Origin of the sequence: Shewanella sp. 4_MG-2023 (assembly GCF_030548015.1) — a bacterium.
Classification (GTDB): Bacteria; Pseudomonadota; Gammaproteobacteria; order Enterobacterales; family Shewanellaceae; genus Shewanella.
On sequence record NZ_JAUORL010000012.1, the window covers coordinates 72,234 to 93,124 of the forward strand.

General features: G+C 41.9%; 22 protein-coding genes. All 22 read right to left on the reverse strand.

The window, feature by feature from the left end; genetic code table 11:
* Positions 1-35: 35 nt before the first annotated feature.
* Positions 36-512, reverse strand: coding sequence for an MSHA biogenesis protein MshP (locus Q4546_RS08770; RefSeq protein WP_303446111.1), 477 nt, complete (start codon positions 510-512; stop codon positions 36-38).
* Positions 502-1,368, reverse strand: a complete 867-nt coding sequence (locus tag Q4546_RS08775) for a PilW family protein (RefSeq protein WP_303446112.1) — start codon at positions 1,366-1,368, stop codon at positions 502-504. The genes Q4546_RS08770 and Q4546_RS08775 overlap by 11 nt, the downstream gene beginning before the upstream one ends.
* The gene (locus Q4546_RS08780) at positions 1,368-1,895 is read right to left on the reverse strand and encodes a prepilin-type N-terminal cleavage/methylation domain-containing protein (RefSeq protein WP_102440001.1); all 528 of its coding nucleotides are present in this window, start codon (positions 1,893-1,895) and stop codon (positions 1,368-1,370) included. Before Q4546_RS08780 ends, Q4546_RS08775 begins: the two co-directional genes overlap by 1 nt.
* Positions 1,885-2,388 carry a Tfp pilus assembly protein FimT/FimU gene (locus Q4546_RS08785; RefSeq protein WP_102520487.1) on the reverse strand — a complete coding sequence of 168 codons (504 nt, stop codon included), beginning with the start codon at positions 2,386-2,388 and terminating at the stop codon, positions 1,885-1,887. The genes Q4546_RS08780 and Q4546_RS08785 overlap by 11 nt, the downstream gene beginning before the upstream one ends.
* A gap of 187 nt (positions 2,389-2,575) precedes the next feature.
* A complete protein-coding gene (locus tag Q4546_RS08790; protein ID WP_303446113.1) occupies positions 2,576-3,040 on the reverse strand; it encodes a type II secretion system protein in 465 nt (154 codons plus the stop codon).
* 181 nt (positions 3,041-3,221) lie between these two features.
* A complete protein-coding gene (locus tag Q4546_RS08795) occupies positions 3,222-3,725 on the reverse strand; it encodes a type II secretion system protein (protein WP_303446114.1) in 504 nt (167 codons plus the stop codon).
* Between the two features lie 184 nt (positions 3,726-3,909).
* Positions 3,910-4,431, reverse strand: a complete 522-nt coding sequence (locus tag Q4546_RS08800) for a type II secretion system protein (protein WP_303446115.1) — start codon at positions 4,429-4,431, stop codon at positions 3,910-3,912.
* A 121-nt stretch (positions 4,432-4,552) separates the two neighbouring features.
* Positions 4,553-5,167 (reverse strand): prepilin-type N-terminal cleavage/methylation domain-containing protein, encoded by a 615-nt coding sequence (locus Q4546_RS08805; protein WP_303446116.1) that lies wholly within the window; start codon positions 5,165-5,167, stop codon positions 4,553-4,555.
* Between the two features lie 129 nt (positions 5,168-5,296).
* Positions 5,297-5,815 (reverse strand): MSHA biogenesis protein MshF, encoded by a 519-nt coding sequence (locus tag Q4546_RS08810; protein WP_303446117.1) that lies wholly within the window; start codon positions 5,813-5,815, stop codon positions 5,297-5,299.
* 37 nt (positions 5,816-5,852) lie between these two features.
* Positions 5,853-7,070: a type II secretion system F family protein gene (locus tag Q4546_RS08815; RefSeq protein WP_102475451.1), complete on the reverse strand. Its 1,218-nt coding sequence runs from the start codon at positions 7,068-7,070 to the stop codon at positions 5,853-5,855.
* Positions 7,071-7,072: 2 nt separating this feature from the next.
* Positions 7,073-8,827: a GspE/PulE family protein gene (locus Q4546_RS08820; protein WP_102520449.1), complete on the reverse strand. Its 1,755-nt coding sequence runs from the start codon at positions 8,825-8,827 to the stop codon at positions 7,073-7,075.
* Positions 8,824-10,119, reverse strand: a complete 1,296-nt coding sequence (locus tag Q4546_RS08825; protein ID WP_102475450.1) for a lipopolysaccharide assembly protein LapB — start codon at positions 10,117-10,119, stop codon at positions 8,824-8,826. Before Q4546_RS08825 ends, Q4546_RS08820 begins: the two co-directional genes overlap by 4 nt.
* On the reverse strand, positions 10,116-11,048 hold the full coding sequence (locus Q4546_RS08830; RefSeq protein ID WP_102440009.1) for an ExeA family protein: 933 nt from the start codon (positions 11,046-11,048) through the stop codon (positions 10,116-10,118). The genes Q4546_RS08825 and Q4546_RS08830 overlap by 4 nt, the downstream gene beginning before the upstream one ends.
* 23 nt (positions 11,049-11,071) lie before the next feature.
* Positions 11,072-12,748: a pilus (MSHA type) biogenesis protein MshL gene (gene mshL, locus Q4546_RS08835; protein ID WP_102440010.1), complete on the reverse strand. Its 1,677-nt coding sequence runs from the start codon at positions 12,746-12,748 to the stop codon at positions 11,072-11,074.
* Between the two features lie 13 nt (positions 12,749-12,761).
* Complete coding sequence (locus tag Q4546_RS08840; RefSeq protein WP_102440049.1) at positions 12,762-13,073, reverse strand: MSHA biogenesis protein MshK; 312 nt, start codon at positions 13,071-13,073, stop codon at positions 12,762-12,764.
* A 4-nt stretch (positions 13,074-13,077) separates the two neighbouring features.
* Positions 13,078-13,728 (reverse strand): MSHA biogenesis protein MshJ, encoded by a 651-nt coding sequence (locus Q4546_RS08845; RefSeq protein WP_102440011.1) that lies wholly within the window; start codon positions 13,726-13,728, stop codon positions 13,078-13,080.
* Positions 13,725-14,327, reverse strand: a complete 603-nt coding sequence (locus Q4546_RS08850; RefSeq protein WP_102475449.1) for a fimbrial assembly protein — start codon at positions 14,325-14,327, stop codon at positions 13,725-13,727. Before Q4546_RS08850 ends, Q4546_RS08845 begins: the two co-directional genes overlap by 4 nt.
* A complete protein-coding gene (locus Q4546_RS08855; RefSeq protein ID WP_303446118.1) occupies positions 14,324-15,253 on the reverse strand; it encodes an MSHA biogenesis protein MshI in 930 nt (309 codons plus the stop codon). Before Q4546_RS08855 ends, Q4546_RS08850 begins: the two co-directional genes overlap by 4 nt.
* Before the next feature lie 454 nt (positions 15,254-15,707).
* A complete protein-coding gene (csrD, locus tag Q4546_RS08860) occupies positions 15,708-17,630 on the reverse strand; it encodes an RNase E specificity factor CsrD (protein WP_102440014.1) in 1,923 nt (640 codons plus the stop codon).
* Between the two features lie 412 nt (positions 17,631-18,042).
* Positions 18,043-19,284 (reverse strand): malic enzyme-like NAD(P)-binding protein, encoded by a 1,242-nt coding sequence (locus tag Q4546_RS08865; protein ID WP_102440015.1) that lies wholly within the window; start codon positions 19,282-19,284, stop codon positions 18,043-18,045.
* Between the two features lie 438 nt (positions 19,285-19,722).
* Positions 19,723-19,935, reverse strand: a complete 213-nt coding sequence (gene rpmE / locus Q4546_RS08870) for a 50S ribosomal protein L31 (RefSeq protein ID WP_076538513.1) — start codon at positions 19,933-19,935, stop codon at positions 19,723-19,725.
* A 126-nt stretch (positions 19,936-20,061) separates the two neighbouring features.
* Positions 20,062-20,826 carry a FimV/HubP family polar landmark protein gene (locus tag Q4546_RS08875; protein WP_102440016.1) on the reverse strand — a complete coding sequence of 255 codons (765 nt, stop codon included), beginning with the start codon at positions 20,824-20,826 and terminating at the stop codon, positions 20,062-20,064.
* Positions 20,827-20,891: the final 65 nt, after the last annotated feature.

Consider the following 20,891-nt stretch of genomic DNA (forward strand, 5'->3'; position numbering starts at 1 on the left):
ACATAACTAACGCTGTGACACTACTTTTTAGAAAACTAATCACCACGGGCTTCTACCTCAACTTGTCGATTAACCCGCAGGCAATCTGTTGTAGCCGCATCGCCGCTACAATTACCGGTTTCACAAACTGCATAGCTAAGAATGCTATATTGGGTCACGCCGTTAGCCACCGTAGGGGTACAAATCACTGAAACGCTACAGCCGTGAAAACCAACGGTTGATGGCGCTATCCAATCGTGGCGAACTGAATTACAAACACCAACGCCACCAGCAACCGGAAATAAACTTGCTAATTCAGCATCTGCGCCGCTATTGGCGGCAAATAAGGCTCTGGCGCCCCACACTTCGAGGTTCACAGCATCATCGCTATCTTCCAGCATCCGAATTAATGTGCCAGCCAGTAAAAACATGACAATTAAGACAAAAATAGCAATCACCAAGGCGCTGCCTCGTTGACGTCTTGCTATTAAGCCACTAGCGCTTAGTGCCTTGTTTAAGGGGTTATGGAACATTCGTCACCTTAACTTGATGCTGATATTTGAACGTTTCGCCATTAACACTAAATCTGGGTTCAATATGGACTATGGCATTTCGCATTAGGTTTTGTTCAGTCAGTTTAATAGCAGGCTCTAGTAGCAGATTGTTACTAACATTTTCTGCCATCAATACCGCAGTGCCCATTTGCGATGGTGCTGGCTGACTGGCTAAGTAACCATATTCAGCATAACGATAAAGTTTTACCTCACTATTGCCTATAGGGCTTTCAAAACAATAACTAATAGGCTGACTAGCAAGGTAAATCCGCTTAATCGGCGACTGCTCCGCAAACTGAACTAGGCCAGTAAATGTTAGCGTAAGCACATTGGCAGAACTTGAACTTGATTGCAGTTCAAAGCGTTTGTTTCTGCTAGCTTGATATACATCATTAACGCCGCTGCTATTGCTAGCGAGTGGGTAAACCAGCGCATATTGCCCTGCATTAATGCTAATGCCATTATCAATCACTGTGCCGCTGACAAGGGCATCATCAGGGTAAATGGGCAGCTCAAGGTAACTGGTGCTGGAATCAATGGGCAATAATTCAATACATTGATAACTGCCGCCTGTTGCAGTGCGTAATCTGACGCTATTTGGCACTGCATTACGAATATCACGGGTCATGCGTTCAACCGCAAAACGGCTTTGGCTAAGCACTTGATCAATCGAGCTTGATTCAACAAAAATACGGGTACCAAAAATAATAAAACCGCTGACTCCAACCACCAATATGCCCAAAATCAAAATCACGGTGACCATTTCAATTAAGGTAAAACCAGCTTGTTTAGCGCCTATATTTGATAAAGGTTTTGCCCGTTGCAGTATGCCCATTAGTAATTACTCCTTACCGCTTGGTAAGTGATCACTTCACCAGCAGGTGTAGTGACATCTACAGTAATTAATTTTTCGGCTTGGCCGTTAAGGTATGACACATCAACTTCTAACTCATAGCCCAAATACACCTCGGCGTAGGTCTGGTTTGAGTCAAGCATGAGACTGCTAATATTCAAGCCTTTGTAATCATCCACATCATTGAAATTATTACGGCTTTCACCGTTTGGCCCCAGCGTGGTTGAACAAGCTACCCCAGCAGCAGAATTACACGCTGGTATACCACCATTTGGATCGGTATTTTCATCAAAGCGCTTACCCCAAATCTCATTCATCACCGAATGGGCAAGCTCAGCAGAGCGAACCCGTGAAAGTGTTTCAACGGCGCGATCAGCTTGGGGTAACAGCATTGAGGTCATCAGTACAATGGATATGCTCAACACAAGCATACCCACCACTAGTTCAATCAAAGTAAAACCTGATTTTTTAGTTGTAAAAGCATTAAATGGGGATAATTTATAAGCCATGAATATAGCCCTCAGATTCCATTGCAATACCTAAGGTTTCATCGGCTACCGCATTAAAACACAAGCCTGAACAATTGATATTTGAGCGGCCATAATTATCAAAATCTAAAAAGAAGGTCGTCGCGCTTGTACTGGCCAGCTCGATATAAGCGCCACCCTGAAAAGCTTGTTCCACTTCTGTTCTCAACAGGTTTGCGGTATTACAGCTTGCGGAGGCGGTGTTAATCGTTTGCGAATAGTGGCTAAGCTGATAACCCGTTGGCGACACACTAATACGATAACAACGATCGCTATTATTCATTGCTCTTAACTGCACTTGGCGCAGCTCACTAATAAATTCGTTTCGCAAAGAATACGCGCTATAGCTGGACTGGGGGATGAGCCTTGGGATCACAAACACAGCGATAATCCCTACGATTAGAATCGTAGTCACCAGCTCAACTAAGGTAAAGCCACAATGAACGCGTTTATGTTTAAGCCCGAGTGAAAAGATCGTTACCACCTATCAAAAAGTAAATCAGTTATATAGTATGGCAAAATATAGCACAAACGTCTTGATATCCTTTATTAAAATTGCCATCTAGCTGATTGGTAATGTTAGCCAATATTTAGCGTAAATACTGAAATACTGCCAATAAAAAAGCCTGCGTAAGCAGGCTTAGTATTAAGTTAGATCAATATTAACAAGCTGAAGCTGTTGGTAATGTTACAAATGTTGGGAGTTTATTCTCTCCAGCACTTTCTTTATAAGTCAATTTGCAAGCTTCAGGAGCGCCTACTTGAACTATCTCAATAGAATTTGGGGTGCCAGATACCTCAGTAAAATCCCATTCATCGTCTGAAATATCTACCGCTTTTAATAATTCAGTTTTTGTTGCTGCAACATAACCAAATACTGTTTTAGCATCCGCTGCAGCACCAATACTTACTGAACCTGGGTTGTTCTTTTCTTCACCAGCAAGGATTGCTTTTGAATATACAAGGCTATTAGCACCTTGAATCGCCGCTTTTACGCCTTGCAGTGTCGAAACACGGGCATCGCCTTGCAAATTGATAAATTTAGGCGCTGCGGTAACCGCTAAAATACCTAAAATAATAATGACTACCACTAATTCAATTAGCGTAAAACCTTGTTGCTTTTGCATATATAAAAACCTTGAATAAAATTGAATAACATCAGCTCAAAAATTACGAGCTTACCCCTTTATGGCAACAATTTTATCACTTTCACATGAGTATCATGTGTTACCAAGGTTACACAGCAGCAAAAAATTCCTTTTAAAAACAAAAAAGCCTGCATAAGCAGGCTTTTTTAAGTAATTCAGATTAACAATTAGTAGCGTCTGGTATAGGAGAATATACAGGTAACGAAGTTGTAGCATCAGTCGATGTATATTTAATAAAACACGCTGCAGGCGCCCCCGCTTGCCAAAACTTTACATCTGTACCATCTGAATGAAGAGCCCAATCACCAGTAGAAGTAACGTTACCAGTAGTAATATCATCCGTTTTTATCTCTACACTAATATCTAAAGCTGTAGAGAAGTTAGCAGCTGTAGCATCCATATAGCCAAAAATGGTTGAAACACTTTCGGTGTCAGAAAGGTCAACGTCAATAGCCACTGTACTTTTCTCAGATCCAGCTATGGCAGCCTTTGAGTATACTAAAGTATTTGCGCCTTGAACGGCAGCCTTCAAACCACTTAATGCAGATGCTCTAGCATCACCTTGCAGATTAATAAATTTAGGTGCTGCGGTTACCGCTAGAATACCTAAAATGATGATCACCACCACTAATTCAATTAGCGTAAAACCTTGTTGCTTTTGCATATATAAAAACCTTGAATAAAATTGAATAACATCAGCTCAAAAATTACGAGCTTACCCCTTTATGGCAACAATTTTATCACTTTCACATGAGTATCATGTGTTACCAAGGTTACACAGCAGCAAAAAATTCCTTTTAAAAACAAAAAAGCCTGCAAAAGCAGGCTTTTTATTCATATTTACCAGATTAACACTTAGTTTCGTCTGTTTGAGCTACATATGTAGGTAGAGTTGTCGCGTTCGCAGCTTGCTTGTAAGTCATCTTGCAATCTGCCGGTGCGCCAGCCTGCCAAATATCAACACTTGCAGGATTTCCCGCATTTACTTTGAGAATCCAATCTGCACCTGTTGCGGTTGCTGGAGTTGCCACACCATCTGCCCCTAAATCAAACAACGCTTCCATAGCACGTTCGAGATCAAGCTTAGTTGCCGCTGTATAACCATAAACAATATTGTGATCTGCTGTTCCAGAACCAATATCAATCGTTGCAGTACCACTTTTTTCTTCACCAGCTAAAGCAGCCTTGGAATAAACTAATGTATTTGAACCTTGAATTGCCGCCTTCATACCAGCTAAAGCAGACACACGCGCATCACCCTGCAAATTAATAAACTTAGGCGCTGCGGTTACCGCTAAAATACCAAGAATGATAATAACTACTACTAGCTCAATTAATGTAAAACCTTGTTGCTTACGTTTGATTTGCATAATGTCGACCCTCTTTAAAAAATAAAATTTATGGCATTTACAACATTACTGAATAATCCTTATTCAGTAATTAACTATTACTTTCAGCGTGATTAAGGCTTTAGTTACCTTAATCATTAAACTAATCGTTACTAAAACTTAGTACTTGCCCTGTACCTGGGTTATAAGTCACACCCTTTGCACCCGCTGTGGTTAAATCAGGTACTGGAGATGGTCTGCCATTACCTTGGTCCAAAACTAATGATGCCACTTGGTGATAAACACATAAGTCGATATTCGCCACTGTGCTGCCATCGATGCCGGTGGCTGGTCCACCCACACCGTTTTCAACTTTTACGGTATAGCGTTGATCGCGAGCATCCTCATTAAAAATGACATTTCGAGGTGCACTTTGCAGTACGTTATCAAACACTTCTTGGCATGTTTGGTTAGTCATTGCTGTAACACTGGTATTGCCACTATCGCTACTGCCTGTCGGGAAACCAAAGCGGGTATCCAGTGACACGCTAGTACCATCTAAAATAACAGAAGTATTTCGGCGACCATCAACTTCCCATTGGGCTCTAACAAAACCCACCGCAGTCGCTAAACCACCGGCAACACCTTCAACACTGGCGTTTTGCGCATCCTCAGTGACATTTAAAAAACGTGGAATTGCGGTTGCCGCTAACAAGCCTAGAATGACAATAACAATAACCAGTTCGATTAAAGAAAAGCCTTGTTGCTTCATTTTCATATAAAATACCTCTATTGAGACTGACACCTATTTGAGCTGCAGTCATATTGCCTATTGTTAACTAGCTAAAGCTTATATGTAAATAATTTTAGCACTTAATGTAGATTAAACACCTGTATCGATTAAAATTTAATCTGACCCGGTAAAAATAACCCGCCCCGATGAAACCTGATAACTAATGCTACCACTTTGCGCTGTAGCGAAATGACAAATCTCTAATTCGGTTTGGTAATTTACCTTAACTCCCATATCTAGCAAGTTGCTTGCCATCAATTGTTGCCATAACTCAACACAACCCTGTGCGGAGGCGGATTTTAGCATTGGCCAGCCAAAAGTCGACATCAAAATAATATTATCCTCCCCAGCCAACTTATCATTTTTAAGTTGTTTAGCTGAACCTGACGCTAGGTTTTCCCAACTTAACTTCAAGCGCTGAGGCTTGCCCTGACTAAGCCACTGGCTTTTTACCATCGCCAGCACATACAGCAGCCGATTATGTTCTCGGTGGATACTTTGAGCGCCGATACTCTCGACGCTTGCAAAATGTTTCGCTCCGATAACAACCATAATCACGAGCACTAAGGTGATGCTGATAATACGGATATAGCTCTTAACCAAATTATTTTCTGATTGCTGTTGTTTTTGCATTATGCAATTAACTCAAACATTGTGGCGTTATGCATTGTTAGCCACCTTTGACCACATTGAGCATATCCCACATTGGCAGATAAATACCCAAGGCCAAAATTAATACAATGCCTGCTACAAAGCCAATTAAAATCGGCTCTAATTTGGCGGTTAAATTCTTTAAATCGTAATCCACTTCACCTTCATAAAAATCAGCAGCATCATTAAGTAATTTATCGATTTGACCGGTTTCTTCGCCTACTGCCACCATCTGCAGCACTAATGGTGTAAATAAACCACTGTGGTTTGACACCCTTAGCATTGATTCACCAGATTCAATTCCGCGGCGCATGGCAACAATACGGTCATGCATATAACTATTATCTACGGCATCTGCCACTAAACTGAGCGCTTGAGTCATAGGCACACCCGCTCCCAACATCATCGAGAAACTGCGGCAGTAGCGCGATAAGGTTGAGCGTTCAATGATTGAGCCCACCGCAGGAATATGTAATTTCCATTTGTCCCATTGTCGCTCACCTTTTTCGGTGTGATGCCAATATCGAATGCTGACAATAATGGCCACTAAAACCACTGTCATTACATGCCAATAATTAACAAATAAATTAGAGGTGTTAATTAAAATTTTAGTTGCCCACGGCAGTTCGGCGCCAAAACGGGAAAACATATCAGCAAACTTTGGAATAACCATGATGTTCAACACCACCATGGCAATACCGATGGCTATCAGTACGAATATCGGATAACGCATAGCTGACTTTATTCGGCGGCGAGTCTCTTGCTCTCGTTCGATATAGCCAGATAACTGAATAAAAGCATCTTCCAATTTACCGGTGTTTTCACCCACATGAACCATAGAGATAAAAAGCGAATCAAAAATATCTTGATGCTGATTCATGGCGGCAGATAAAGGGCGACCTGAGGTTAATTGCTCTGAAATATCATTAAGGGCATCTTTCATTCGTTGGGAATGCGTGGTTTCAGCCAAACCTGCAATAGCACGCAAAATTGGAATGCCAGAGCGAGTTAACGAATACATTTGCCGAGTAAAAATTTGTAGCTCTTCTAATGACACCTTTTGAGTAAAAATACCGCCAAGATTAAAAGGCTTGGTCGGTTTTACTTCACGCAGCTCAAGGGGAATAATGCCACGAGACATTAACGCATCTGCGGCGCTATTCTCGTTAGCTGACTCAATTAAGGCAGTAACGGCAGCGCCTTGGGAGTTTCGTCCTCGATACTGGAATGTCGGCATGATTAGACCCCTGAAGCAATATTATGCAGAGCGGGGGGCTCCATTCGCAGCTCACTGACATCTTCAACCAGTTTGGCTACCTCTTCTATGGTTGTCATGCCATTAAATAGATATTCAAATGCTGAGTCTGCCAGCGGCACAAAACTTGGGCTTTGCTTGGCGGCATGGGCAAAGTCTTGCGGGTTACCGGTGCGCATCGCATCCACCATGGCATCATCAAGCTCAAGAATTTCAAAAATACCTATACGACCACGGTAGCCGGAGCCATTACAGCTTTGACAACCTGTACCTACTTTAAAGTTGGCTTGGCTAGGATCTTTTTTGCTTACGGCGTTAATCCAGGCTAATTCGCCTGCTGTAGCTTGGTAATCAGTCACACAGTTCGCACATACGCGGCGCACTAACCGCTGGGCAATAATCACCCTTAGCGCACTGGCAACTAGGTAACTGGCTGCGCCCATATCGAGTAAACGTAGCGCACTGGTAATAGCATCATTGGTATGCAAGGTCGATAACACAAAGTGACCGGTTAATGCGCCTCGAAGGCCAATTTCGACGGTTTCTTGATCACGCATCTCACCCACCATGATGATATCGGGATCTTGACGTAAGGTGGTACGTAGTACATTGGAAAAATCTAAGCCTATCTTATGATTTACCTGTACTTGGTTAATCCGCGGCAATTGGTATTCCACCGGATCTTCAACGGTAATGATCTTAGTATCAGCTTTGTTCAACTCACTTAAAATGCCATACAAGGTGGTGGTTTTACCGCTACCAGTTGGCCCTGTAACTAACAGCATGCCGTGAGGTCGCTTAATCTGTTTACGAATGCGCTGCAAAATATGGTCCGGCATACCGGTTTCATTCAACGTCAGTAAGCCTGCTGATTGATCCAATAAACGCATTACCACCGACTCACCATGATAAATCGGCATGGTAGACATACGTATATCAATTTTGTGGCCTTTTACCTCTATATTAAAACGGCCATCTTGTGGCATACGCTTTTCAGAGATATCAAGTCCAGCCATTAGCTTTAAACGCAGTACTAATGCTGAGGCAATATTGACTTCATCTAAGGTGTTTTCATGTAACTGACCATCGATACGCTGACGAATACGCAGTACTTTTTCACCGGGTTCAATATGAATATCCGAGGCACGCATTTGCACAGCATCTTCAAAAATCGACTGTAATAATTTAACCACTGTGGTTTCATTATCACTGTCACTGTTGGTGATACTGGCCAAATCGAACATGTCATCTGCGGCATATTCTTCTTCTAATTCACCCGCGATTTTTGCAATTTCATCGGTGCGTCGATAGAGGTTATCGAAGGCATCCAGTAACTGTCGCTCTGGCGTCACCGCAATGGTCAATTTTTTCGGCGCGACAAACACTTCAAGGTGATCGATTGCTTGTAAATCAGCAGGATCGCTCATCGCCAAGGTCACGCTGTCAGCGGTGGCTTCAACGACTAAGGCGCGATACCGGCGCGCCTGTACTTCAGGGATCAAACTGACCACTTCAGCAGGAATAGAAAGACGACTGATATCTAAATAAGGCAGATTAAGCTGCTGGGATAAAAACTTCAGTAATTGATCTTCAGTAATACAGTTAAGATCAATTAAGGTACGACCGAGTTTTTTACCGGAATTACGCTGCTCCGCTAAAGCCTGCATTAACTGATCGTTTGAAATAATGTGTTCTTGAACTAGTAGATCGCCCAAACGCATTTTCAATTTAGGTTTCATTGGCTACCTCCTAGTTGAATTAAACGCTGCTCTATATAAGTCATAGCACCCGTTGATAAACCTCGATATGACATCGCTTTTCGATAAGCATCTGCCGCCTGAGGGTATTGTTGTTGTGAATCTAACGCATAAGCTAAGCCCATCCACCAGCGCGCTTGCGAGGGTTCAATGGAAAGTAATGAGCGATAAGCCGCTTCTGCCAGTGCAAATTGACCTTCTTGTTGTGCAATATCACTTTGTAACATCCACTTGTCTCTGGCCCATTCGCTGTTATCGTCTATCTCACTCAAGGTATTGAGCGCTTTATTGGGACTAAACGCGGCGATTTGCACTTTTGCCTTTAAGATGGCTAATTCAACCTCTTCAGGAAAAAGGCTCACCCCTTGGGCTAAAATTTGCTCGGCTCTGCCTAAGTTATTGACTGAGTAATACAGCGCGGCGAGTTGCTTTCTTGCTTGATGCATAGAAGGCTGCAGTACTAAAGCTTCATAATAATTTTTAATCGCTTGATCAATTTTTTGCTGCTGCTCAGCCACTTCTGCTGCGTCGAATTTTTTCTTCGCTAATTGTTCATTAGTTAAGGTCACTTCTTTAACCGCCATGTGACCTTTTTGATTTACATTGGCCACGGTTGCACTGCTGCTTGAACGGCGATGTTGGGCAAAATGCACTTTTACATCCGCCGTTTTATCAGCCACTTTGACGGCTTCAGGCTCAACCAGCGTTTGGTGTTGTGTTACTGCCTTAGCTTCTGCGCTGAGGCTTGCTGGCTCACTAACGACTATGTCTTGTTGCTCAGCTAACGCTACATTTACTAGCTCTACATTTGCTAGCTTTGATTGCTGGTTAGCATCAGTTTCATTTAGCTTACTTTTATTTAGATCACTTTCTTTTAGCTCAGCGCCTGCAAGCTGATCCGAGGCTTTAATCTCAGCCTCAGTAATATTATTCTCAGTCTCTTGCTGCGCTATGGTTACCTTCGCACTGGCATTGCTAGTATCAGCCTTAGACTGAAGATTATGCTCAGCCAAAGGCTGCAGGTTTTGTAATTGCTTACCTTGTTGATAAAGCATGAAGCCTAATATCAACATGGTAATTATCATCACCAGCGCGATGAATAAGCCTCGGTTCGCCCCCATTGCTGAGCCAGATGTTGATTCTGGTTGCAACTGACTGTGGAATTGCACTTTGGGAGTAACAAAAGCCTCAGTCGTATTGGCAGCGCCATTTTCATCTACTGCGGTTTGCTGGCGCTTATCTAAATCTTTTAAAACTTTATTTATTACGCTCATATTGACTCACTTAAAACAGCTAACCAGTCAACATCGACAATATATAAACATGTCAGTGATGCGCTAATAATTAATATAAAAAATACCCAAGCATTTATGGTATTGCTGGGTGATAGATGTGTGGCATCTTCAGTATCGGCAATGGCTGCGCGGCAATGTGATGTGCTTATTTGCGCTCGCCCTTCTGCATAACACAGCAACATGGCTTTATTAGCAATTACATTAACTAACCGTGGTATGCCTCTTGCCGCTTGGGCGATTAATTTAATGTCTTTATCACTAAACAAACCTTTGCCTTGGTAGCCTGCAACACTTAAGCGATAATTAAGGTACGCTTTAATTTCATCCCATACTAATGGCCTAAGGCTATAACTAAAGGTGATCCGCTGTTTTAGCTGCCGTATTGCTGGGTCTTGTAAGCGCTTATCTAGTTCTGGCTGACCAAACAACACCACTTGAATTAACTTGGCGCTTTCAGTTTCTAAATTGGTAAATAGCCGCAGCGTTTCTAAACTGTTATTAGGTAAGGCTTGAGCTTCATCGAGCACCAGAATCACTTTAAAGCCTTGGCTGTTGAGCTCAAGTAAACGGCTTTGAATTAAGCTGGTAAGTTGCTGCTGATTGAGGTTTTCAGTTAATAAAACCCCGAGCTCCGCCGCTAACGCCCAACGAAGCTCGTCAGGGGTTAAATAAGGGTTCGGTACATATGCGCAGTGATAATTAGTCGGTAAATCGTTCATCAGCTTACGACAAATCAGCGTTTTACCTGTCCCTACCTCACCAGTTACTTTAATAAAGCCTTCACCGTTAGCGATGGCAGTTTGCAGCACTTGTAACGCCTCCACATGGGGCGTCAAACCAAAGAAAAACTGTGTATTTGGCGTAAGCGTAAACGGTAACTGACTCAGGCCAAAGTGCTGCTGATACATAATGTTTGCTCGTGCTTACATCGCTATTCTTGCTCTGGGTACCAACGATCTAACAGGTCTTTTGAACGTTTTAGCTCATTGGTCCAGGTGTCTGCGCCAACAACCGTAGGCTTAAGCATAATGATAAGCTCGGTTTTTTTGGTTGATTTACTGCGGTTGGTAAATGCTTCCCCTAAGAAAGGAATATCACCCAGTAGCGGCACTCTAGAGACAATTTCAATATTCTCGCTCTTCATTAGGCCACCGATCACCACCACATCACCTGATGACGCTTTTATCACAGTGTCAGATTCACGGATTTCACTTTGCGCTAATGGCAGCTCTAATGATGAGCCACTCACTTTAATTTCTTTGATTTGCTCAGACACATCAATCACTGATGGATGAACATGCAACAAGACATTGCCTTCACCATCAATTTGCGGGGTCACATCTAAGGCTATCCCCGAAAAAAATGGCGTGAGTTCAACTTGCGGCGTGGTCACTGGCGTTGTTCCTGCAACCGTGGTTGATGATACGTCAGTAACAAAGTACTCATCATTACCCACTTTGATCACTGCTTTTTGGTTGTTAGATGCGGTCACCCGAGGGCTTGAAAGTACATCTACATCCCCTTGGGTATCCAGCAGGCTTATCATGGTGCTAAAGTCGGTACCGGTTAAGCTGACAGAGGTCACCCCACCTATCACATTAGTAATTTGATCGCTTAAGCCATTACCCGGTGAAGTGCCAAAACTAATGTCTGTGCTACCTGCATGGCCTAATACGTTATCCCATTGAATACCTTGCTGATAACCATCAGATAAGGTCACTTCTAAAATCTTGGCTTCCAGAATAACCTGACGCTGTAAGTGGGTTTCTGCAATATTTAAAAAGGTGCTGACTTGGCGTAGCTCGTTTGGAAAAGCCCTCACAGTTACTAAGCCAGCTTGAGGGGTAATCACCACTTGGCGTCCACCACCGGTATCGCCAATAATTGATACTAAGGTTTTTTCTAGCTCACCCCAAAAATTTGACTTGGTGGTCGAGCGAATAAAGGTGCCGTTGGTATTATCGTTACCATCGTTATTGCTATTATTACTGCTGTTATTTGAGCTATTGCTATTACTGTTATTTGAACTATTGCTGTTTGAATTAGAGTTTGAGTTGTCATTACTATCTGAGATACGGCCAGAACTGACAGAGGTTAGTGATAAGCCTTCACGTTCCATATAAATATAATTTAACGGATAGGTTTCAGTGCGCATGCCCGCTGGGAAGATCCGTAAAATACGGCCATCTTGGCTAACTTCATAACCATAAATGTCTTCAATCACTTTAATCACTTCAGAAAGCGTCACGCCATTGAGCGATACAGAAATAGAGCCCGTCACATCAGGATGCACCGCCACACTTAAAGGGGTGCCTTGGACTAAACTTGGGAAAAACACTTTTGCATCAACATCGTTAGCAGACACATCAAAGCGGCGCTCAGTCGGTAAAGATGCACTGGTTCTGCCAAGGGAACTTGAACCATTTAATTCACGCTGCACATCTTCAGGCATTTGCGCTGGCGGCGGGACAATATTTTGCGCCGCTTGTGCTTGCTCAAGAGATTGACTCAGCTCACTTTTAGACGTGGTTGGATCGGGTCTGTCTGTGGTTTGACAACCTAGCAAACATAGAGATAGCAGAGGGGTTATATACTTAATTACATTCATTGTTATTGATTTCCTATCGCTCTGTTATCGATTGAAATAGCGTTAATTTTCTGCCATCAGCTAAATTAACGTATTGCTTTCCAATATATTCAATTCGTACCCCTTCGACGCGATCACCAACAAAAAATATTTTGTTGTTAATCACCGCATGGGGTTTATTACTATGCATTATGCTATTAAGTACTAATGAGCCCGGACGATTAACTTGAGTCGATGACACTGCGTAGCCTTTGCCTGGTAGTGTCGGATCTCTCAATGCTTTTGCAAAACTTAAGCTACTGAATAGCAGAAAGCTTAGGCTGATAGCACAGGTGATTATGAGTATCTGCTTATTGTGCAACACTAATAAACTCCTTATTAATACTTAAGGTATAAAGCTCTATTTCTACTGTGGCATTGGGGTGTTGCTCAACATGGTAATCGAGACGCTTCCAATATAATTTGTCTGGCATCGCTTCAATGGACTGAATAAATTTTAAAATAGCAAAATAGCGCCCTTCTAGGGTCAAGCGAATACCATGGCTATATAAGTTCATTTTGTCTTCTTCGCCCACCTCAATAAGTGGCTGCGGGGCGATAGAGGAAAATGACACTAACTTCACATCGTTAATATTACCCAGCAAAGTGGTTAATACTGTCGGCATATAATTGGCTGGCACCATGGAGATCATCTGGCTTTCTAAATTGGCATCCATCTGCTGATTTTGCTGCTCAATCATGGTCAATCTATTGCGATAATCGCTATTAGGATCCATGGCTAATCGCTGCTGATAAAGCGCAATTTGTTGCTCTGAAATATCATTTTCAGATTCAATTTGCGTGACTTGATGTGACAGCTTTAATCTTTCTTTCCAGATAGTTTCAACCGGAATATAAAGCAGCATTGCGACAACAATTATGCTGGCAAGGGCAATCAATACTCTTTCGCGCTGACTAAGCTCATTAAACTGAGTGGCGAGTTTTTGCCATGTTTGCTTCATTGCTTCGCCCCCTGTTCAGCAGTGCTCGCCAACTTAAACGCCAAAGGCTGGTTTTCGCCTCTATCCATTGTCATGGTGGCAAAGGCATAACCTTTAAGGGTTTCAGTGGTTTTTAATCGCTCAACCCATAGCGGAATGCTCTGGGGGTGAGAGCCAAAACCTTCAAATTCAAAATATTGCTGATTAATCACGATACGGTTTAGCCACACAGAACTATCAGATACAGAGGCAAGATCGGTGAGCAGGCCTGCGTAGCCATGACTTATCATGTTATCTCGTTGTTTTATTTCATCTGATAATAATTGCTTTAACTCTAGACGTTGCTGCTCAAGCTCGACTTTAGCAACTAAATCCGCATCCGGTTGACGGGTGGATAATTGCAGCTCTAACGCCGCTTTTTGGTTGTCTAATTGCAACTTTTGCTTTGATAATGCGCCGTGCTGACTGGCAAGAGTCGACTCCAACCAAAAACCAACACCCCAGGCGATAAGGCTGAGCACAACTACGGCGGCAACCGCCAGCATCATGCGCTCAAAAGATAGCCTTAACTTGGCGGGCAATAAGTCTACGCTAAACAGGTTAACCGTGGTTTTGATCACTTAACACCTCCAGCGAGTTGCGCATATGCCATGGCGGCAAAATGACCATTTACTGAGTCGTGTGAGATCACACTGACCGTTTGATTAAAGTTTTGTGCAACCAAAGGCACCAAGGCTTGGGATTCACCACTGATAAGTAAATTAATCGAATGAACTGGCGCTTGGCGTAATTGGCTCTCGAAGTAATCCATTGAGCGTTGGATTTCTAAACTCAAATTATCGGCTAATCCATATTGTAAGTCTTGGGCACTGGCGCTATCTATTTGACTGAAACCGCGCACTCGGCGCTGCATTAATAGCTCGCCTTGCTTAACCACGGTTAATAGCAACTCTTGCCCTGATACATGACTAACAATCATGTGGGCTGACTCATCGTCAAATAAGTGGGTCATGGCAAGTTCTTCAATGCTGATGCCGCTAATGACAAAACCATGATGCTCACAAGCTTGTGCCAATTGTGACAGCTGCGCTTTATTGGCTACCACCACATTAATTTTTCCGGATGTATTTAACGAAGACTCAAAGTAATCTAATTGAATGTTGCCAACAGGCTCTGAAACTAAATCTTTAACCGACCACAATAGCGCCTGAGTTAACTCTTGTGCTTGTACATTGGGTTTGTCGGCAGTGACTAACTGATAAAAGGCTTCGCTCAAAACAATTTGAAGCTTAGCTGCACCAAATTCTTGCTGTAGCATTTCAAAGGCTTTTGAGTAATTATCGCCATTAAAAGCGATTTGATGAATAACACTGTTTTTAGCCGAGTTTACAAAGGATTTTGTTTTTGAATCAGTTTGTTGTTCAGCATTGCTGACAATATTAGTCTGAAAAACTGAAATCGTATCCGCGCCAAGGTATAAGCCTAACTCTGTAGTAGGCTGAGGCTTGCGCCAAAAAGCTAATGTGTTCAAAAAACCATTTTTCATTCAAAACCCTGTGCTTCAATGACTCGCAAATGTAATGACATAGAAAAGCAACTCTACGCAGCCAAAATCAAACCAATTATACAACATCAAAATAGCGCACTTACCGAGATGTCATAACGACTATAGCCAACTAAGACTAAAAAAGTGTCAAAAAAATAACGCGTGTCATTTTAACCTTTAGTCCCTTAATTTTATAGGGGAATATTTGGCTAATTTTCCATTATACATAAGATAGGTTGTTAAACGAAGATACACAAGTTTCACACTTGTTCATCAAACATGCTATCACTGTTAAATGTGCTAAAATCTGCTGAGTAAATGGCCAAAATCTATCATTGCTCCCAGAACGGCTACCGATAACGACCCACTATGAGTCGTTACTGATACAGTAAGATACAATTATTGTACCAATTTATAGCAAAACGCTTTTAAGCTAGCCCAAACAAGGTCAATACTAATGGTTAAAAAAGTCACCTTGGGCGGCACTAACACCGAGAATTTTTAAAGTTTGCCACTCTTCAAAACTGCTGACACCTTCAGCAAATACCTGCACTTCAGCGCGATATAAGCCACCAATTAAGCTACGAATAAACAATTGGTTTTCTGACTTTAAATGGATTTGGTGAATAATAGAGCGATGCAATTTTACTAAGTCAAAATGACACTCTTGAATATAGTGAGTGCCCACAACTTGCAAGCCCACATGGTCAACACACAACCTGGCTCCTATTTTGCGAAGCATTTCGAGCGTGGCTACCAAGTCTTGTTGATGTTTGACCACAATATTTTCAGCCACTTCAAAAGTAAGCCTTGATGCTAAAGGGCGATGCTCAAGTAATGTGGTTTGTAGCCAGCGCGTAAAAGCGCGACTGGTTAGCGAATCGAGGCTTAAATTAACACTAAAATGCTGTTGGTTATTAGCCATTAGCTCGAACAATACAGTTTCAATTAATTGCCGCTCAATTTGCGGCATCAAGCCACATTTGTTGGCCATAGGTATAAATAACGTCGCCCTAACCTCATTACCTTGATTATCAATAGCCCGGCTAAAGACTTCCTGATGACAAGTTGCGCCATCGCTATCAATCACTTTTTTAGTAACAGTCACAAAGCGGCGGTTAACTAAGGTGCTTTCTAAGAAACTGCGCCAACGCACCGATCCTTTGGCGATCTCTTTATCCACAGCGCCTTTGTCATACATAAACCAGTTATTATTTCGTTGCAATTGCGCTGCTTTCAAGGCCATTTCGACTTCTTCAACGATCTGCTGCTGCTGATCGCCAGCCTTATAAAAGGCCGCCCCCAAATGAATATAGTTATCTTGAGAGTCAGACTGATTTTGTAATTGGCTAATGCCAATTTTAAGCAGTTTGCCGGCTAAACTGTCCGCTTCAGCAAGGGAAAGTTGCGGCGCTACCACGACAAATTGATTAAAACTGTAGCGAGCAAAAATGGACTCTTCAAATCTCACCAGCAACCTTTGTACAGCTTGCACTAAGTCATTAAGCTGCTCATTCACTTCTTCAACACCATGTTGTTGCTGCAATAAATCTAAGTCGTCAAAGTTCATCAGCACCACTACTCCATGAGCAATCATGGTTTCTTGGTGCGTTAACGCCTCCAAACGGTTTTCAAAAAATATGCGGTTACCAATGCGGGTGCTGGGATCCAAAAAGGTATTCGAGCGAATAAACTGATCAAAACGGCCACGCTCTTTTTGGGCATCTTGCAGTTGCACAAGTAACTTTGTCATGGCACGGTTAATCAGTCGTGGTCTGGCCTTAGCCGCATATTGCAATGCTTGTTGATGCTCTCCATCCAAAATCAAATGACTACGCTGAGCAATATGTTCAATGCCGTCTAACTCTTCAGTAAACCAGCGCAATCCAAAACGGACAAACAGTCCAATGGCGCTTAAAGCAATAAACAAGCTGATATATTCATACCACCCCAATTGTTGTACTAGATAAGGCTGAGGCAAATTTAGCTCCATCGCTAAATTAGACGACTTATCAAGCGTATGCTTATATAGAGTGGGATATTGATCTGCCGTAGGGGAGTAATACTCAAATAAAATATCATCACCACGGGTCAACTTAAATGAATTGGCGTTAAAAGCCATCAGCATAGGCGGTAGCCATGCATGTAAATCCCACTGATACTTGGGTTGGCTCTTGGATTGGTTTGCGGATTGGCTCTTAGATTGATAGTGTTCAACTAACATCAACCCTAACTTATCGACTTTTTGCTGCTGAAATTTATAGGTCAGTTGCGTGAAACTGACCATAGCACCCACCAAAAAAATAAAGCCCACAGCCGTGAGCGATAACAGCCAAAAACTGATCAGCTTTTTGGTTAGCATTTTCGTTAATTTCATTTATCAGCATCCTGCTTAAACACAGCACTCAAGGGGAATTAGTTATTGTTATTTTATTGCGAGTACATTTTTATTATTAGAGAAATAGTTTAGAAAAATAATATTAAAATCACATGTTCAGTTTATGCTAAACGCGTTTACTTTATACTAATAGTCTCGCCTTATATTGAACGCGTCATACTATCACTTGTTTAATAAAAAAATGCTGTCGCAGTTTTAAAAAAGTGAGCTTAGGCTTAATAATCTTATTTAGCTATATTATCTGCTGCAATCTTGCAAAAATAATAGTGACATTTACTCAGCATCATTTAATTATAGCAATCAAACTCGTTTATTATTAACGCCATTTTCAGCCAATAAAAAAGGGGCTAATGCCCCTTCTAACTAAGGTGAATATCTAACCATTAATAGATTAATAGTCAGTGGGTACCTTATCTAATACCGCGACACCTGAATCAATGGCCGCCTGAGATACCGCACTGGCGATATTTTTCAATAAACGAGGGTCCATTGGCTTAGGCAGCACGTACTCTGGGCCAAAGCTTAATGAATTAACATGTGGGTAGGCTGCTAATACTTCTGCGGGAACCGGTTCTTTAGCAATTGCCGCTAACGCTTTAACTGCAGCAATTTTCATTTCATCATTAATGACACTGGCTCGAACGTCTAATGCGCCCCTGAAAATGAAAGGAAAACACAATACGTTATTCACTTGGTTTGGGTAATCACTACGGCCGGTACCCATAATCAAATCTTGACGGATTGAGTGAGCCAACTCAGGTTTAATTTCAGGATCTGGGTTTGAACAAGCAAAAATAACCGGTTTTGGTGCCATTAGCGCAATGTCATCAGCAGTTAATAAATCAGCGCCAGAAAGCCCCAAGAATACGTCGGCATCCTTAATCACATCTTGTAAGGTACGCTTGTCTGTGTTGTTAGCAAACAAGGCTTTGTATTCGTTAATGTCTTCACGGCGAGTATGGATCACGCCTTGTCTGTCGAGCATGTAAACATTTTCACGCTGAGCGCCACACTTAACAATCATGGTCATACAAGCAATGGCCGCAGCACCTGCACCTAAACAAACAAATACTGCGTCTTCAATTTTTTTGCCTTGAATTTCAAGTGCGTTCAACATGCCTGCTGCAGTTACGATAGCCGTACCATGTTGATCATCATGAAACACAGGCACATTACAACGGGCAATAAGCTCTCTTTCAATTTCAAAACACTCAGGCGCTTTGATATCTTCTAAATTAATGCCGCCAAAGGTATCTGCAATCGACTCAACCGTATTAATAAAATCTGCCGTAGTTCTGTGCTTCACTTCAATATCAACTGAATCAATATTGGCGAAACGCTTAAACAGTAATGCCTTACCTTCCATTACAGGTTTTGATGCTAATGGGCCTAAGTTACCTAAGCCTAAAATTGCCGTACCGTTAGAAATCACCGCAACGGTATTACCTTTATTAGTATAACGATATGCGTCATCAGGGTTTGCCGCAATTTCTCTTACCGGCTCTGCCACACCAGGACTGTATGCCAGCGACAGATCATGACTGGTTTGCGCTGGTTTAGTGAGGGTTACAGCAGTTTTACCTGCAACTGGGAATTCATGGTAATCGAGAGCTTGTTGGCGAAAATCTGGCATTGTATTTTCCTGAGTGAGGCAAGTGATACGGCGAAGTAAAAGTAATTCTGCGAAAACGAGGCCAGTTAAAAATAACTTGAGATCAAACTAATCCGTCAGCGATCGCTTTCTGCTGGGATTATAAATCAAAAAATAACAAAAGTTACCTTTAATAATTAGAATTTGGTCAAGTTATATTTTTTAATCAAAAAATTAACCATCACATTAAGAATCAAGGACTTAAAAATGTAGACAAATAACAAGATTTGCTAATAAAAACCGTAAAATGCTACTTAAACTTGTCAAAAGTTTGTCTAAATAACAATATTATTAACTCAGTTGAGTTTATATAATTTATAACCAAAAACTTTATTCAGCTGAAAATAAATTTGTGTAAAAAGTGACAGCTACAAAAAAAGACGCCGAAGCGTCTTTTTCTTAAAATAATTGCAAGAGCAATTATTTTTTACCAAGTGCACCAAAGCGCTTGTTGAATTTGTCGATACGACCACCAGTGTCTACAACTTTCTGAGTACCAGTGTAGAATGGGTGACATGCGCCACATACGTCCAAGTGCAAGTTTTTACCAGCAGTTGAATTTACTTTAATGATGTTACCACAAGTACAAGTTGCAGTAATTTCAGCGTAGTCTGGGTGGATACCTGTTTTCATTTGGATTACCTTTTAATAGAGGCCACGTCGCTCTCCCAACCCGAAGTTGAGCACCACATGCGTTAATAACAATAGTGTTTTAGGCGCGCAATAGTACAGTATGTGTCCAGACCAAACAAGTGCTATTTATTGGCTACGGTGTTTAGCTTCTATCGACTCAAATTCAAGCTTCGCATCAGCCTTTGTTATATATTGATTCAACTGAACTTTTGTCGGGCATCGCAATGGCACATCTTGTTTGATTAAGTGAATTTTCTGCTGAGAAAACGCCTGAGGATTGGCCTCATAAAGCGCTAACATCGCCCCATAAACATGGGTATTCCACGATGTCGCATAACGTGACGCAATCCCCCATAAGGTCTCAGTGTTATTACGCTCAACCATACAAGCTTGACTGTTATTGCTGTTATTACTCGCCGTTACAATAATAGGATCCTTTTCGGCTGGTGTTGCAGCTAACGGGACTTTTTTGAGTGCTTTAGCGGCATCGATTTTAATATCACTGCGACCATTTGGCTTTATGTAAGGGGCATCAAATACCGACAATACCGCATACTGCTGCCAGCTATTGCCCTTATATTCACTGACAATCAGCTTAGCATTAGGGTCACTGACATCATCAACACCTATGGCATAGAGCATAAAGCGACTCACAGGTTGCAGCATTAACTCCTCAACAACCTCATTTGCTCCAACGGTTTGACGTAAGTGAAAACTCAGCCGTGAAAGATCATCGTTAGCGGCCACAATATTAAGCTTTAATTGCGGATGCTGATCTAGCTTAAAATGGCGGCTATTGATACTGATATGACTCAGCGCTGCTTGGGCACTAAACGAAAATAAAAACACAGACAGTGCTAGGGTATGTTTGCTAAATAATCCTTTTAACATCAATTTTCTCTTATCCTATTTATTTACGGTCTAGCTGGAGTAAACTAGAGCTTCACAATTCTGAA